At 61.0% G+C, this 16,202-nt stretch carries 13 protein-coding genes; 6 read left to right on the top strand and 7 right to left on the bottom strand.

The window, feature by feature from the left end:
• The first annotated feature begins 98 nt into the window (after positions 1-98).
• Positions 99-1,493 carry an FAD-binding oxidoreductase gene (locus tag NET03_RS08455; protein WP_252128477.1) on the top strand — a complete coding sequence of 465 codons (1,395 nt, stop codon included), beginning with the start codon at positions 99-101 and terminating at the stop codon, positions 1,491-1,493.
• Positions 1,494-1,560: 67 nt separating this feature from the next.
• On the opposite strand, the gene NET03_RS08450 is transcribed toward NET03_RS08455, so the two are convergent.
• Entirely contained in the window at positions 1,561-2,694 is a 1,134-nt protein-coding gene (locus NET03_RS08450; RefSeq protein WP_252128476.1) for a VIT1/CCC1 transporter family protein, read from the bottom strand.
• An 84-nt stretch (positions 2,695-2,778) separates the two neighbouring features.
• Between NET03_RS08450 and NET03_RS08445 the strand changes: the two genes are divergently transcribed.
• Positions 2,779-3,525, top strand: a complete 747-nt coding sequence (locus tag NET03_RS08445) for a DUF554 domain-containing protein (RefSeq protein WP_252128475.1) — start codon at positions 2,779-2,781, stop codon at positions 3,523-3,525.
• 22 nt (positions 3,526-3,547) lie between these two features.
• On the opposite strand, the gene NET03_RS08440 is transcribed toward NET03_RS08445, so the two are convergent.
• The 3 genes from NET03_RS08440 to NET03_RS08430 form a co-directional block, all read right to left on the bottom strand.
• Entirely contained in the window at positions 3,548-4,990 is a 1,443-nt protein-coding gene (locus tag NET03_RS08440; protein WP_252128474.1) for a Tat (twin-arginine translocation) pathway signal sequence domain-containing protein, read from the bottom strand.
• A 378-nt stretch (positions 4,991-5,368) separates the two neighbouring features.
• Positions 5,369-6,973 (bottom strand): hydantoinase B/oxoprolinase family protein, encoded by a 1,605-nt coding sequence (locus NET03_RS08435; protein ID WP_252128473.1) that lies wholly within the window; start codon positions 6,971-6,973, stop codon positions 5,369-5,371.
• Positions 6,974-6,986: 13 nt separating this feature from the next.
• Entirely contained in the window at positions 6,987-9,008 is a 2,022-nt protein-coding gene (locus tag NET03_RS08430; protein ID WP_252128472.1) for a hydantoinase/oxoprolinase family protein, read from the bottom strand.
• A gap of 754 nt (positions 9,009-9,762) precedes the next feature.
• On the opposite strand from NET03_RS08430, the gene NET03_RS08425 reads away from it, so the two are divergent.
• Both NET03_RS08425 and NET03_RS08420 read left to right on the top strand, forming a co-directional pair.
• Entirely contained in the window at positions 9,763-10,593 is an 831-nt protein-coding gene (locus NET03_RS08425; protein ID WP_353655806.1) for a carbon-nitrogen hydrolase family protein, read from the top strand.
• Between the two features lie 78 nt (positions 10,594-10,671).
• Positions 10,672-11,895 carry an NAD(P)/FAD-dependent oxidoreductase gene (locus tag NET03_RS08420; protein ID WP_353655797.1) on the top strand — a complete coding sequence of 408 codons (1,224 nt, stop codon included), beginning with the start codon at positions 10,672-10,674 and terminating at the stop codon, positions 11,893-11,895.
• Positions 11,896-11,906: 11 nt separating this feature from the next.
• Here the strand turns inward: NET03_RS08420 and NET03_RS08415 are convergent, their stop codons facing one another.
• Positions 11,907-12,449, bottom strand: a complete 543-nt coding sequence (locus NET03_RS08415) for a YIP1 family protein (RefSeq protein ID WP_252128469.1) — start codon at positions 12,447-12,449, stop codon at positions 11,907-11,909.
• Positions 12,450-12,633: 184 nt separating this feature from the next.
• Between NET03_RS08415 and lplB the strand changes: the two genes are divergently transcribed.
• Complete coding sequence (lplB, locus tag NET03_RS08410; protein ID WP_252128468.1) at positions 12,634-12,918, top strand: lipoate-protein ligase small subunit; 285 nt, start codon at positions 12,634-12,636, stop codon at positions 12,916-12,918.
• Positions 12,915-13,694 (top strand): lipoate--protein ligase family protein, encoded by a 780-nt coding sequence (locus tag NET03_RS08405; RefSeq protein WP_252128467.1) that lies wholly within the window; start codon positions 12,915-12,917, stop codon positions 13,692-13,694. The genes lplB and NET03_RS08405 overlap by 4 nt, the downstream gene beginning before the upstream one ends.
• Before the next feature lie 3 nt (positions 13,695-13,697).
• Here NET03_RS08405 and NET03_RS08400 read toward each other — a convergent pair whose 3' ends face one another.
• Positions 13,698-14,069 (bottom strand): hypothetical protein, encoded by a 372-nt coding sequence (locus NET03_RS08400; RefSeq protein WP_252128466.1) that lies wholly within the window; start codon positions 14,067-14,069, stop codon positions 13,698-13,700.
• A gap of 17 nt (positions 14,070-14,086) precedes the next feature.
• Positions 14,087-16,180 (bottom strand): vWA domain-containing protein, encoded by a 2,094-nt coding sequence (locus tag NET03_RS08395; protein ID WP_252128465.1) that lies wholly within the window; start codon positions 16,178-16,180, stop codon positions 14,087-14,089.
• Between the last annotated feature and the right edge of the window lie 22 nt (positions 16,181-16,202).

Here is a 16,202-nt window from a genome sequence, read left to right as displayed (position 1 = left end):
TTATCACATTGCCCCCTGCTGTGAGTACTGTTGCCAAAGGCAAGGGTAATGGACCTGATGCCGTAGGCGAGTCGATGATTCGCGAAAAGGGGGACAATGTGAAACAGACAATAACCGTCCGCACGCCGGACGGAAAACAGCGTGACCTTCCGCCCGACCAAGTCAATCGTCTCCGTGCATCGTTAAGCGGTTCACTTTTGGATCGGAACTCGAGCGGCTATGAGGAGGCTCGCCGCGTCTGGAATGGCATGATCGACCGTTACCCTGCGCTGATCGCGTGCTGTACAAGCACCGAGGATGTGCAGCGTGTCGTCACCTTTGCTCATGAGCACCAGGCGATCCTTGCAGTGCGAGGTGGTGGACACAGCTTCCCAGGCTACTCCACGTGTGACGATGGCATTGTCTTGGATCTCTCACCAATGCGCCAGGTCTACGTGGACGCGGTCATGAGGACAGCACGGGCCGAGTCCGGTCTCCGTTGGGGTGACCTCGATGCAGCCACTCAGCAGCACGGACTGGTCCTTACCGGTGGTCAGATCTCACACACCGGCATTGCTGGCCTCACACTTGGCGGTGGTATAGGCTGGCTGGCACGAGCGTTTGGCCTCACCATCGATCACCTCCAGGGCGCAGATGTTGTGACAGCTGACGGCCAGCTTCGCCGCGCTGCACCAGATGCGGATGCCGACCTCTTTTGGGCAATCCGGGGCGGCGGCGGGAACTTTGGCGTGGTTACCGCGTTCGACTACGCGCTGAACCCGCTGGAGCCTCAGGTTACCGTGCTCCAAATAGCCTTTCCGATTCACGAAGCAGCCAATGTGTTCCAAGCAGGCGAGGCACTTCTTGCCGCCGCTCCCGATTCAGTGTCTGCCACCTTTGCTTTTGTGAGAACACCGGAGGGCATGCCACTCGCTGCATTGACAGTCGTGGCCATAGACCCGCCGGACGATGCAGTGCAACGACTCGAGCCGTTTCGCCATATCGGGCCAGCAGTCTTCGAAGAGATCGTCACTACACCCTATACCGCGCTGCAGCGTATGCTCGATGAGGTCGCTGCGGTAGGACTCCGCTACTATGGTAGGAGTAACTTCCTTATGAATCTAACTCCAGAGGTCGTTGGGCCGCTGGCCGCTCATTATGAGGAGGTACCATCACCGGGGAGCCTTGTTCTCTTTGTCAGGCTGGGTGGCGCCGTTGCACATGTAGCACCAGAGGAAACCGCATTTGCGCATCGCTCCTTTCCATGGTCTTTGACTGCCCTCGCGATCTGGCGGGATCCAGGAACAGATGAGGCAAATCGCAACTGGATCGAACGGACATGGAGCAGCTTACCTGCGCTTCCACAAGCAGTGTATGTCAATGAACTCGAGGAGGAAGGATCAGCGAGAGTTCGTGCTGCCTATGGCATGAACTACGCACGGCTAACCGCACTGAAGAAGCGATACGATCCCGATAATCTTTTCCGCCGAAACCAAAATATCCCCCCTGCCTGAAGTTACGGGCTGGTTCTTGGTAGTGCTGATGCTCCTTGGCTGATTCTGGGAGGGAGCTCCCCCAGAATCAGCCGCCAAGTGCCACGCCAAAGAGTCGACCGACCCCAAAGGTGATCGCGGCTGCAGTGAGTCCGATGAGCACCTGTCGGAGTCCTGAGCGGAGCGCACTCCGACCAGTGATGACGGTGATGCCTGCGCCCAGTGCGAACAGGGCGATCGCACTCAATCCCACGCTCAAGGCAGCAGCCTGAAGCCCTCCCATCACAAGATACGGAAGCACCGGCACAATTGCACCGACCGAAAACAGCGCAAAGGAGGCGATAGCGGCCTCCCATGCTGAGCCCCCAAGCTCCTCCGGATCGATGGCCAGTTCCTCGCGCACCAGCGTCTCGAGGGCAGGTGCACCTTCGCGGATTAAGCGGTCAGCCAGCTGGCGAGCTGTCTCGGCTGGAACCCCCTTGGCCCGATAGATGAGTTCGAGTTCCTCGCGCTCCTCTTCGGGGAACGCGATCAGCTCCTCACGCTCAATGCGAATCTGATGCTCGTAGAGTTCTCGCGCACTCTGCACCGAAAGCCATTCCCCCATGGCCATCGAGAGTGAACCTGCCAGTAACCCCGCAATCCCAGTCAGCAGGATGGTGCGTGGAGCGAGATCAGCTCCTGCCACGCCCATCACGAGACTCAGGTTCGATACCAAGCCATCGTTTGCGCCAAGCACTGCCGCGCGAAGGGCATTCCCTCCAATCGCGCGATGGCGTCCCTCCAGCACGGCCAGTGCGCTCCCTGGCAACCCGCTCGGTCGCTCGCGTCCAATCAGCTGCAAGATGCGAGCATGCTGGTGTTCGGCCCCCGGCAGCCCTGCGTTTGCGGCTTCTGCTTGAGCGTCATACTTCGCCTGGTCTGCCCACTCCCGAGCGGTCACGGTCGGTAGCACAAGAGCGGGACCAAATCGCCGTGCAATCCAGATCAGCACGCGCGTACGCCAGCTTGGGCGCGTGGACGGAATCGTAACCCCGGCTTCCGAGAGCTTCTGCCGCCAGAACTCCGCGTGCTGTTGTTCCATCGCTGCGAGGCGGCGAAAGACTTCCCGGAGCTCTGGTGAGATCTCTGTCTCTGACAGCGCCGTGTACAGGCTGGCGCTGTCCACTTCGTCTTGGAAATTCCGGCGATAGCGTGCAAGTGCTGCGCGATTCGACCCCATGGCTCCCACCCTTCCCCTTGTCGCCTGTTTCGACAGTACCATTGGCCGGGCATCGTGTGGAGTGTGTACCGACTGGGGGTGGGGATGGAGTTCGCTGACTTTTGGACGCGGACGAGTGGGACTTGGATCAATGCGGCCACAGTCGCGCTTGGGACCACTTTTGGCCTGCTCCTGCACGGTCGACTCCCCGAGCGGATGCAGCGGATCACCGTGCAGGGAGTGGGGCTGGTCACCGTCTTCATCGCGCTCTCGATGGCCGGAAGCCTTGCCCGTGCGACGGTCGGACGCCTTGATGGAGTCGTGCTGGGGCTCCTGACATTGGTCATCGGGGGGCTCCTCGGCGAGTGGTGGCGCCTTGAAGAAGTGCTCGAAGGACTCGGCAATTGGATCAAACGACGAGTCGGTGGCAGCGGGGCCTTCACCGAAGGCTTCGTCGCAGCCAGCTTGCTCTTCTGCGTCGGCCCGATGACCTTGATCGGTTCGCTCAATAATGGTCTCACCGGTGATGCGACGCTGCTCGTCATGAAGGCAACGTTGGACGGCCTCTCGAGTGTTGCGCTTGCCAGTGCCTACGGCATCGGGGTTGGTTTGTCCATTCTGGTCATTCTTCTGTACCAAGGTGGAGTCTCGCTTGCCGCCGGTGCGTTGGCGCAGGTGCTCCCAGATCCGGCCAACGACCCTCGTATCCTCCTCGTCACAGGAGTTGGGGGGATCATGATGATCGGTATTGCGCTGAATCTCCTTGGGTTGGGTCGGGTTCGCGTTGCCTCATTTTTGCCAGCGCTCGCTCTCGGTCCGCTGATTTCAGCGATTGCGCATTGGATCAACTGATCGCACTCCCCAATCATCGTGCTCACTGCGTATAGATCGTCACTGTCGCAAGCGCAACCCACGGTTCTTCCCCAAACTGACCGGGGGTCGCGAGTGACAGGCTGACTTGGAGTTGCGGGCTATCAAGCAAGTATGGCTTGTCGATCACCCATGCAACCGTCGCCCATTCGCCGTGTGGGAAAGGACTGGCTCCTTCCCAGACCGTAAGTCCATTGATTCCGATCCGTAACACCGGCATGAGCCGTCCTTGGTTCGTCATTCCCTCCGCGACGATGACCAGTCGCTGCGCAGGCGTGGGTGTGTTCAGCCAGATGCGGCCATTGCTGGCACCGCTCTGGAGCCCGTAGAGGACGCCAGCGTTGGCAGGCAACCCGAGCTCTGCTGTTGCACCGCTACTCGCCGGCGCAGATCCTGCAAGCCCGTTTCCAGGAAACGGATAGGCGGTCATTGCGCCGAGCAGCCCGCCGACTGTCGACAGCGGCACCGGCTGCCCTGCCCGTGCCATTGGGGGTAAGGTTTGCCACGGATCGGGTGTCGGCGATGGGGTCGGGGTTGGCAGGGGCGTTGGTGATGGAGGAGGCGTTGGCGATGGCTCCAGCGAAGCGGTCGGTGTCGGAGTAGGTTCGGACCGAGAATTGCCGCCCTCTTCAGGCAGAGGAGAGGGCCAACTGGTCACGGGAGTCGGTGCTGGAGCAACTGGCACGACGGGAGAGCTCGGTGCGGGTGAGAGTAGTGCTGGCACTGTCACGGTGGGTGTGGGCGTTGGTGTTGGTTCGCGTGTCGGCGTTAGCGAGGGGTGTGGCGCTGGAGTTGGTGTGGGAGTGGTGGCACGGCTGACCGACAAGCCGGGAAGTTGCGGTAGTTGTGCCGGAGCAGGGAATGGAGTAGGTGTCGGCGTCGCGCGCTCGGTGCGTAGCGTGAAGGCCGGTGCGGAGGTAGTCACGCGTTGCCCTGCGTCAGCTGTCGGTCGGTTACCGCCGAGTGTACCGGCCAGCGCGATCCCGGCCCAAAGTCCGCCGATGAGCGCGGCCGTTGTCACTGCGACAGCAATGGGACGTCGCACGAATTCGGCAAGACGTGCGGTGAATCCTGGATGCTTGGTAGATGCCCGGAGATGGCCCCCTTCAGAAGACTCATATGGTGCCTTCACGCTTGGTGCGCGTGGAGCTTGTGGTCGCGCTTGCTCGCGCTGAAACTGCTGCTGTGCAAGCAGCTCCAGAAGGTGGGTTCCTACGGCTGGTGTGGGTTGCCCATGCACGCTCCGAAAGTGCGGGCAACGCTCGTAGGATCCAAGGCAGTAGGATGCTTGCCAAGCCAAATCCGACAAGGGCCGATGATCGGCGCGGCAGAGTCGCTGTTGTCCAAGTGAGAGAGTGTGCGCTTCAGGATCGGTCAGTAATCGGAAGTACGGGCAGGCTGGCCGTCGCTGGGCCGCCGGATCATCCTGCTGAGCCTCAGCGATCATCCTGCTGTCCTTTCGGCATCGGCGCGTGGTTCGCGACCATCGTGCTACGCTCCATTCACTCTCGGGTGTACTGTGCCAGCCTCTTGGTGGGAAGGGGGAATGGGGTCCCAAAACCAGTGGTGACAACGGGCTTGCGAAGCATGGACTCACTGGTATGGTGGCCGCTGTCACGTGAGATGCCTGGTGACTATGCAATGGCTACCACACCTGGAGTGCTGAAGACACCCCCTGGAGAGGCTTCCGCGCACACCTGCGATGCCGCTGTGCTCGGGCATGCCTCGTCGGCTAGCCGACGAGGCGTCTGGGGAGGAGTGGGTGGTCTCTTGAACCCAGAACGTCTATCGCCATGTGGGAATCGAGAGCCAACAACCCAACGTCTCAGTCCACGGTGCCCCAGCCACCGCCACCAGGCGTCTCGATGCGGATCCGGTCGCCGAGACGCACCGTCAGGCGCTGCTTGCCTCGCAGGATGATGGTCTCCTCGTGACCGTTGGCATCTCGGCGGATCAAGAGGTTACGCCCGGTCATACCTGGCTCTCCTCCCTGCAGGCCCCACGGGGCGAACCGACGGCGTTCACTGAGCAAGGTCACCTCGGCCTCGGTGAGGAACTCAAGCTCACGGATCAGACCGTTGCCTCCACGGAAACGACCACGCCCACCGGAGCCCTCACGGAGTGCGTACTGCGTGACGCGCAGCGGGTAGGCATATTCCAGCGCTTCTACCGGCGTATTCCGCGTGTTGCTCATGTGGACATGGACGGCGGAGAGACCGTCCAGTCCTGGCCGTGCGCCCATCCCACCGCCGAGGGTCTCGTAGTACGCGAACTGCTGTCCATTACGCGGATCGATTCCGCCGATGGTTACATTGTTCATCGTGCCTTGACTTGCTGCTGGGATCAGGTCGGGGAGTGCCTGGGCGAGCGCCCCGAAGAGAACATCGACAATCCGCTGGGAGGTTTCGACATTGCCGCCTGCGACGGCGCGCTGCGGTCGCGCGTTGACCACGGTGCCGCGTGGTGCGATGACCCGTACCGCGCGGAAGACGCCATGGTTCATGGGCGCATCCTCTGGCATTAAGCAGCGGAGGACGTAATACACTGCAGATTTGGTGACCGTCTCTACTGTGTTGACGCTACCGGGTCGTTCGGTGGCCGTGCCTGAGAAGTCGACAACCAGCGTCTCGCCGTCGACCGTCACCGTGACCGTGATGGGCACAGGCTCATCGTTCGTCCCGTCGTCGTCCAGATAGTCAGTGAAGCGGTAAGTACCAGGTGGAATCAAACGGATGGCCTGGCGAGCCAGCCGCTCACCGTAATCGAGGACGGCACGGCTGAGCCCCCGGTACCGGACAGACCCGTAGCGACCCACCACTTCACGCAGGCGGCGGATGCCGGTACGGTTTGCTACGTACTGCGCAAGGAGGTCTCCGTGACGCTCGTCCGGTGTCCGCACGTTGCGCAAGAGGAGGGCGAGCACAGCCTGGTTGAGTCTGCCACCCTCCCACAGCTTGATCGGAGGGATGATGATCCCCTCTTGAAAGAGTTCGGTGGCGATCGGCATGGAACCAGGGCTGATCCCTCCAACATCAGCGTGGTGAGCACGGTTGGCTACGAAGCCAAGGAGCTCGCTTGTCGGGTCATCGGTGAGAAAAGCGGGACTCACCATTGTGATGTCGGGGAGATGATTCCCCCCGAGATATGGGTCGTTGACGATCGCGACGTCTCCCGGAACGAACGGCGCGCACTGCTCGAGTACGGCGTGAACGGAGTCGGGCATGGAGCCCAGGTGTGCGGGGATATGCGCGGCCTGGGCGATCATCTGACCTTCGGGATCAAAAACGGCACAAGAGAAGTCCAGTCGTTCCTTGATATTCGGCGAGTAGCTGGACTGCTGCAGTGCTGCTCCCATCTCTTCGGCGATCGCGCTGAGCGCTGCATGAAAGACAGCAAGCGAGATCGGGTCGACCGTATCAGAATCCACCATTGGGGTACCTCCCTCATGCACCGGTGTGGCGGCGAGTTTCAACCTCGCGACTCCGGAGCACAATGTTCTCGTTTCCGTCGACGACACCACGCCAGCCTGGTGGGATAACGACAGTCGAGTCGTACTGTGTCACGAGCGCAGGGCCGACGAGAATGGCTCCGGGCCCTAGTTGCTCACGCTCAAAACGTGGTACGCGTGTGCGCACAGGGTTGCAATGGAGCTCGAAAATCACGCTGCGTTCATCGATGGGAGTCGGTTCCCAGGGTTGAGGTGTGGCGGCTGGTTCGGAGGAGATTCGACGCGCAGGGACGATGACGCGGAGTCGTACGTTGACCACGGTGACCGGTTCGGTCACCTGGGCGTAACCGTAGAGTCGTTCGTGGAGCTTGTGGAAGTCACGGATGGCTGCTCGCAAATCTCCGCCGAAAGGGACGGTGAGTTCATAGGATTGGCCGCGATACCGAAGGTCGAGTGCCGGTTGAAGGGTGGCATCGCTCGGCGAGATTCCGTCCTGGGAAAGCTCACGAACCGCCTGGGTGGTGAGATCGGCCAGCGCCGACGTGAGAGGAGTGTCGGCGGATTCGGCGGTGACCATCAGAGTGCGCAGGTAGTCGCGGAGGAGGTCGGCGGTGAGGAGGCCAAGTGCTGAGAGTGTTCCCGGTGTGGGTGGGATGATCACTGACGGGATATGTAGCTTGGAAGCGAGCCGGCACCCGACCATCGGCCCCGCTCCCCCAAAGGCGACCAACGCATACTCCCGCGGATCTTCCCCACGCGCGACCGAAACAACCCGTATCGCTCCCTCCATGTTCGCCTCGGCGACTTCCATGATCCCGAGTGCCGCTTCTTCCTCGCTCTTCCCCAGCACGTCTGCTATCCGCCTGACGACGCGCCGTGCCGCGTCTCCATCTAGTTCCATCGCTCCACCAAGGAATGCATCAGGTATCAGCCACCCCAGCACGACCGCTGCATCGGTCACCGTTGGCTCTTCTCCGCCCCTCCCATAGGCTGCTGGGCCAGGATTTGCACCAGCCGATTGCGGCCCGACGCGCAATACCCCACCCCCATCGAACCACGCGATCGAACCACCGCCAGCTCCAACTGTATGAATATCAAGCATCGGCATACGTACAGGAAAGTCGCCAATCGTCCCCTCGCTCCGCTCGCGCGGTGCCCGATCAATGAGACACACGTCGGTCGACGTACCTCCCATGTCAAAGCTAATCACCCGATCGAAGCCAGCACTCCATGCTACCGCCCTTGCCCCTACCACCCCGGCGGCTGGTCCCGAGAGCAGCGTGCGGACCGCCTCCCGCGCCGCTGTCCGACTGTTCAGAACTCCACCATTCGATTGCATGACACGCAACACAACTTGCGGCGGAAGGACGCTTGCCAACCGCTCCAAGTACCTCCCCATAAGGGGGCCCACGTAGGCATTCAGCACCGTCGTCGATGTACGCTCGTATTCTCGATACTCTGGTAAAACCTCATGCGATGTCGAGACCCAGAACCCCGCCTCTCGCAGTAACTCGGCAGCCCGTCTCTCGTGCGTCGGGTTGGCAAACGCGAAAAGGAAGCAAACCGCGACAGACTCGATCCCAGCAGCACGGAACTCCCCAATCGCTTGTCGGACGTCTTCCTCGTTAAGCGGAACGAGTACTCGCCCGCATTCGTCCAGCCGCTCCCGAACCTCGAGTCGCCATTCCCGCGGAACGAGCGGTGACGGCTTGACCTGCCGGAGGTCGTAGAGTCGTGGTCGATTTTGTCGACCAATCTCCAAAACATCGCGGAATCCGGCAGTCGTCAACAACCCGGTTCGTGCTCCCCTCCGCTCCAACACCGCATTCGTCGCCACCGTCGAGCCGTGCACGAGCAATTCGAGTCGGTCGTGCACGCCAAGCGCTTCCAGTCCGCGGAGAATCGCGCGGGTTGGATCGTCTGGCGTGGACAGCTCTTTGTGCACGACAATCCGCTCACCATCCAAGACGACGAAGTCAGTGAATGTTCCCCCTGTGTCAACTCCGACGACGACCATTGCCACCCCATCTTTCGCTCACCCACTGCAACTGGTTCACTCTCCCTGCCTCCGACCACAGGGACTCTCGCACCGCAACGGTACCATTGTTCGGCTCATTCTCCGGCGAAAGCGCGGGCAAATGCCCTTTATCGCACAGCACGTCGATGCAGTTTCCATCAGTATTGGGATCTACCCTATCTTCGCCATGGTACAGTATGAGGCGAGTATTTCCGGACAAAGCAGGCCTCCCGCCCTTTGACGCAAACCTGGTGGAGCACCACTCGAAGCGTCTGGGAACGACCCAGACACTTGACCGACGGCTGCACATTCGTATTGGCAGTCGGGCACCAGCATACCGATATTTGGATCGACTTCGTCATGCAACGCTCTCCGACATGATCAGACGGCGAGCACACCAAAGACACGACCGGAATTCTCCTCCCAAGCAAATCTCGCTGGACGTTATACGCATCACACCAACGGTCTCGGCGAGACAGTGCTCCCTTGCTACCCACCCTGGCCACCCCCGTGCAGTACCGCAGCTCGGTCGACGAGGGCCGAAGTGCCCGCCGATGGACCGACCACCTTCCACGAAGAGATCGCGACCTTCCCCTGAAGTATTGGGAGATTCGGAGGCTATAGCCACTTCTCGCAGGCAAACGAGTCGCGTCAGACGAGCCCAGTCCACTGTTCCGGAGGCCGTGGGGGAGCGCTACAATGATCACGGTGAACTATCCGGACGACGAGAAAGGGATGGAAGATGAGCGAGACGTTGCGAATCGGCCTGATCCAGATGAACTCGCGGTCTGACAAGGCACAGAATCTCGCCGTCGCTGAACGCTTGATTGCCGAGGCCGCTGCGCAAGGCGCGGAAGTGATCGCACTACCTGAGTACGTCAACTTCCTGGGACCACGCGAACTTCATGAGGCGAACGCTGAGCCGATTCCTGGTCCAACAACCGAGCGATTTGCCACTGCAGCACAGCGTTATGGCATTTACCTTCTTGGCGGCTCAATTCTCGAGCGCTCCGATATTCCGGGGAAATACTTCAATACGAGTGTGCTCTTTGCACCAACTGGCGAAATTCTCGCCACCTATCGCAAGATTCACCTCTTTGATGTCGATCTTACCGGGAACGTCACGAGCAATGAGTCAGCGACAATTCTCCCCGGCGACCGTATCGTGACCGCTGAGATTGCTGGTCACACAGTTGGACTGACCATCTGCTATGATCTCCGCTTCCCCGAACTGTACCGACTACTGGCACTTGCGGGGGCCGAACTCGTCTTTGTCCCTGCGGCATTCACTCTTTATACGGGGAAGGACCACTGGCATGCCCTGCTCCGCGCCCGGGCCATCGAGAATCAGTACTACGTTGCTGCGCCAGCACAAATCGGGCCACACGACCCCGGTCAGCAGTGTTATGGCCATGCACTCGTGGCTGACCCGTGGGGTACGGTCATCGCTGAGGCGGTCAACCGTGTCGGTGTCGTGGTGACAACCATTGACTTCGCCTACCTCCGGGAAGTCCGTGCACAGCTTCCCTCGCTTGCTAACCGCCGCCCCGAGGTGTACGGCAGTCTGGCACTTGTCCGCTCGTGATCACTTGTTGTCGCTCGCGTCAGCGCATCGATCGACAGGTCTCGCGGCAATCGTTCAGAGAGAGTCGAGCCCTGCGCATTGTCACCGATCCTCGGAGCGGACCCTGCCTGGTATGCTCGTCTGGCATTGATCTGGCACCAACTCGCCTGCCCGACCTGGCAGATTACCAAGGGTTCACAGATCCTGCGTCGGAGGAACGCTACCGTGCACGTTGTCATCATCGGAGCCGGACTCATCGGGCTGAGTATCGCCTACGCACTGACGCGACGCAACGCAAGTGTTACCGTTCTGGAACGGAGGAAGACTGTCGCAGCTGGGACAAGTGGCGCGAGCTTTGCCTGGGTCAACGCGAGTGCCAAGACAGACAACAAGGCATATTTTCTCCTCAACTGGGCCGGTTTGCAAGCACACGAGCGGCTTGCTGAGGAGCTTGGCAATGACGCCTGGCTCCACCGGGTCGGTAATGTGGAGTGGGTGTCTCCCGATTCCTTGCCGGTGCTTGCAGCGCGCGTCGACTATGCAAGCGCAATGGGATATGACGCACAGCTGGTCCCCGCTGCCACCCTCAACGCCGAACTGAACCTCCCCCTACCGCTTGACCCAGACTACCCCGTCGCCTGGTTTCCTCGCGAAGCCTGGGTCGACGTTCCCCTCCTCGCTCAAATCTTGACGACCACCATCGTTCAGCACGGTGGCACCATCCGCACGGCGAGCCAGGTCAACGCCATCACGCAACAGGGCAGCCGCGTCACTGGCGTTACGCTCACCGACGACCAATGGCTCGCGGCCGATGCCGTCGTCAATGCTGCTGGCCCTGATGCTCATCGAATCGCTCAAATGGTTGGTCGACAGCTCCCGCTCCGTCCAGAACCCGGACTGCTCCTGTCGCTCGCTGTTGACAGTATGGAGTTGCCTTGCATCGTACACACCCCGGAGATCAATCTCCGGCCTGACGGTGAGGGTCACCTCCTCCTACACCACCAATCAGTGGACCGAACGCTGGGTGACGAGCTCGACCTCGCGCCTGACGCACCACCGTGCCGCGAACTCCGCGAACGCGCACAGCGGCTCTTCCCTGCACTCGTTGCAGCCACCTCCCCTCGTGCTGCCATCGGCATTCGTCCGATCCCTGCCGATGGCTACCCACGCGTCGGCCAGGTTCCAGAACTCGACGGTTATTTCGAGGCCATTACCCACAGTGGCATCACCCTTGGTCCGGTCCTCGGGGACCTCCTTGCAGAAGAGATCCTGAGCCGGAGAGTCGATCCACTGCTGGCCCCCTTCCGCCCTAACCGCTTCTAGAGCGGCTCGGCTCAACCGCCCACAGCACCGAACAGGGCACCCATGACTGCCATTGGGACCACAACAAAGATGAAATACACGATCCAGGAGACAATAGCCGTCAGGATCGCACGACCCGTCGAGAAATCGCATGCCTGCCGGATTGCGACGATGCTCGCCACCAAGATCCAAATCGCCACAACAAAGTTCACCACGCCACCGATCACCGGCACGATACCGAGAACCCGGAGAACACCCGGCGCTTGAGCAAAACCCAGCGTGCGTAGCAGTTGTCCCCAGGTCGCCCGCGTCTCCTCCGTCGCAAAGACCTTCGCACCGATGAGATACGCAATCCCAGCGTACAGTACGAACCCGATCACCGCGAAGATGACACCGACAATCGCACCCAAAATGCCAGTATCTCGGAGACTGCCTATTCCGTTGGCAATGCTCGCCAGCACCACAATCGCCAGTGCAGTCCCAGTCGCTGCTTCGTCATGCTCTACTGCCTCGTAGGCTTGCGGGTCAAATCGCGCCACACCGATTGCCCGCTCAATTGCGCTCGCCGACGCCATTCCTGCCCCCTTCGCCTCTCACTCAGGCCGGACCTTTTCAGTTTCAAGAAGAGAAGCTTGTGTGTCAATAGGGATTCGGCACATTCTTGTGAAACGGCTGCAACCCCATCTCTCCGCCCGGAACACAAGACGCTACACTTGAGTCGAAACAGGTCTTTGTCACCACGCTTCCCGGAGGAAGCGCATGCACGGTGAATACAAGACGCCAGGCGGAAAACTTGTCCAGATCGATCTCGACGTCGTCGAAGGACACTTGCGCAACGTCCGCGTGACGGGAGACTTCTTCCTTGAGCCCCCCGAGGCGCTCGATGTTATCGCTGGAGCACTCGAGGGTGCTCCGGCCGACGCGAGTGAAGAGGAACTCGCCCACAGAATTGCACGGGCACTCGCAGGATTCCCCGGACGCGTCGAGCTTCTCGGTTTTTCCCCTGAGGCCGTTGCACGAGCAGCACGGAGGGCACTCTCGTGAGCGAACTAGCACGCTGGCGGAAGTATCGCTGGCAGTTGATTTCCGGTGAGGCATTCGACCCGGCGATGCAGATGGCGCTCGATGAAGTCTTAACCTACCGTGTGGGAAGAGGTGAGCGCCCACCCACCGTGCGGTTTTGGGAGTGGACCGCGCCCGCAGTCGTCATCGGTCGTTTTCAGTCGCTCCGCAACGAAGTCGACCTCGAGGAAGCAAACCGGCACGGCATCACCGTCGTTCGCCGCATCACCGGTGGTGGGGCTATGTTGACCGAGCCCGGCCGCGTCATCACCTATTCTATCTATGCTCCACCCGAACTTGTCGCCGGAATGTCCTTCCAGGAGTCGTATGCCTTCCTCGACGCCTGGGTCGTTGAGGCACTGCGAGTCCTGGGTATCGACGCTTGGTACCAGCCCATCAACGACATCACCTCAGCCAACGGCAAGATCGGTGGCGCCGCTCAAGCGCGCCGCCACGGTGCGGTCCTCCACCACACCACCATGGCCTACGACATCGATCCGGAAAAGGTACCTCGTGTTATTCGCATCGGTCGCGAAAAGCTGAGTGATAAGGGCGTTCGTAGCGCAGAGCGCCGAGTTGCACCGCTTCGCCAGCAAACGAACCTCCCGCGCGAGACGATCCAGGAGTTTCTCATCCGCACGTTCGCTGAACGGCATGGGCTTGAAGAGGGCACTCTTCGTCCCGACGAGATCGACGAAGCGCGTGAGCTTGTTCGCACAAAGTTCGGTACCTGGGAATGGACGGCGATCCTGCCCTGACAATCACCGGAAAAGCTTCGAGCCCGTTCCGCGTCGGCGACGTCCCTCTTCCAGGATCGCCGCAATTTCTGCTTTTGTGAACAAGCGCTCGCAAAACGTCGGCACCAGACGCGCTCCGGGTCGTGGCCGCTGCATCCCGCGCACAAGAACCCCTTGCTCGGTCTGGAGGATCAGCACGTCCTGCAGCTGCTCTTCGTCGATGAAACGCCCGACCGCCCGCAGGATGTCCTCGTACCGATACACCAGGAGCTCGCCACTCGCTCCCGCCACGCTTTCCTGATCGACCGAGGACGTCCGATCATTCGCCGGTGTGCCGGCCCGTTCTCTTTCCTCGGCGCGCGCTGCTGCACCTTGGCCAGTCAGCCGCCGCAGCATAAGCCCTCCTTGCCACCTTACCGTAGACGAAACCGCTTGTTCACCACATAGTCCATGACAATGTACTCACCAAGATGATCAGGCGTCGCAAAGAAGGCGCGTCCTTTGTTGATCCGTGTCATCTCATTCACAAAGCTTGCCAAATAGGGGCTCCGCTCCAGCATAAAGGTATTGATCACAATCTCCTCACGTGTACAGCGAGCGACCTCCTTCAAAGTCTCCTGGAAGGTCTGGTACGTCGGCGGGTAGGAGAAGCGCACTTGCTCACCATCGAAATACGCAGTCGGTTCCCCATCCGTGATCAAGATGATCTGACGCGTCCCCCCGCGATGTCGCGAGAGCAATTGCCGCGCCAGCATGAATCCATGCTGCATGTTTGTCCCATAGTTGTATTCGTCCCAGGTGATATGCGGCAACTCCTCCGGCGTGAGTACCGAAGCCAGGTAGGAGAAGCCGATGATGTACAGTGTGTCGCGCGGAAATTGCGTCCGGATCAGACTGTCCAGCGCCAACGCCACCTTTTTTGCCGCTAGGAAGCAGCCGTTGTAGAGCATCGACCGGCTCATGTCCACCATCAGCACGGTTGCCGCACGACTGGTCGACTCCGTACGGAAGACCTCAAAGTCAGCCGGCTGCAACCGCACCGGCGTCCCCGGTCCTTCTCGCTGCACGGCATTCATAACTGTTCGCGGAAGGTGCAGCAAGAACGGGTCACCAAATTCGTAAGACTTCGTCTCTTCGATCGGCTCCCCGCCACGTCCACTCCGCTCGATCTGATGTTGTCCAAACCGGTCACGCTTCAGGTGTTGGAAGATCTCCCGCAGCGCCTTCTGCCCAATCTTCCGGATTGCTCGCGGCGTCAGTTCGTACCCGCGCCGTGTCCGCTGGATGTACCCAGCCTCCTCGAGCAGTCGCGTGATCTGCCGCAGTGCATCGAGCTGGGCGGCGAGCTCGTCGCCGTACAGCTCACGTAGCCGCTCCAGATCGACTCGCCCCAGATCGCGCCAGTCGCGCACCCCCTCAAGCTGCTCCTCGAGCTCTTGCATGGCCCGCAGCTGCTCCATGAGGCGCAGGGCCTGTCCCAGCGTGAGTTCCTCACTCCCGCTAAACGACTGAGCCTGCCGATACGGGTTGTCTGGCATCAGCTGCCCCAACAGCCGACCCAGCTGCCGGAGCTCACGCTGAAGCTCGGGATCGCGGAGCGCCGCATCGAGAGCCTCTTCCAACTGCTGGCGCATCTCCGCCGGAAGTGAGTCCAAGAGGCTCTGCATCGCCGCCATCTGTCGCGCCAGGTGATCCAGGAGCTCCTCCACACTGTTGAAGTCACGGCCAAAATAGTGACCCCAGCGATGCTTGAACCGTTCGAGATCTGGCTGCCCACCACGCGCATGCTCTTGCAAAAGCTCATTGAGGTCGCGCAGCATCTGCCGGAGCTCGCCAATCGCTTCCGGCGTCAGGTTCTGAATCGCCTGTTGGAGCCCCTGGAACGTCTGTTCCAGGACCTGTCGCTGCAGCGCAGCAAGGAGTTCCTGGAATTTGCGCCGTGCTTCTGGGTCCATGAACTCGTACTCAGTGAGCGCCCGGATCCGCCCAGCCGGATCTGGCGGCAGCTGATCCAAGAAGGAGAGCTTCTGCTGTGCCATTCGCTCGAGCAGCCGCTGCAGCGCTGGATCAGGCGGACTCATCTCCTCCGCCCCCACCTCACCCGCGCTCTCCTCCTCTCCTTCGTGTGCACCGTGCGTCTGCTGCTCCCGGGCGCGAGCCAGCCGTTCGCGCCCCTCTTGCACGCGCCGCTCAATTCCCGCCCGTTCGGTCTGGATGACATCCTCCAGTCGGCGAGTCAGATCCTCAAGCACCGACCCCGGGTCATAGCGCTGCAGCAACTGGCGTCGCTGCTCTCGGAGCCGCTCGAGGAGTTCCCGGAACCCCGGCATGCGGGCATCCGGCCGATCGATGCCCCACCGGAAGAGGCGCTGCAGAGCCCGATTGACGTCCCCTTCCGCCAGGAGGTCGTCCGCCATCGCCTCCAGGAGTTCGTCAGCGGTGAATGCGTCAATGTTCTGCGTTCCGTCCCAGCGAGAGTAGCGAAATCGGTATGGCGTGGTCTCCATGACACACCTCCTGGCGAGGATC

The organism is Thermomicrobium sp. CFH 73360 (assembly GCF_023806465.1).
In the GTDB taxonomy this organism is placed as follows: Bacteria; Chloroflexota; Chloroflexia; order Thermomicrobiales; family Thermomicrobiaceae; genus Thermomicrobium.
This window is presented reverse-complemented; position numbering and strand designations above follow the sequence as displayed.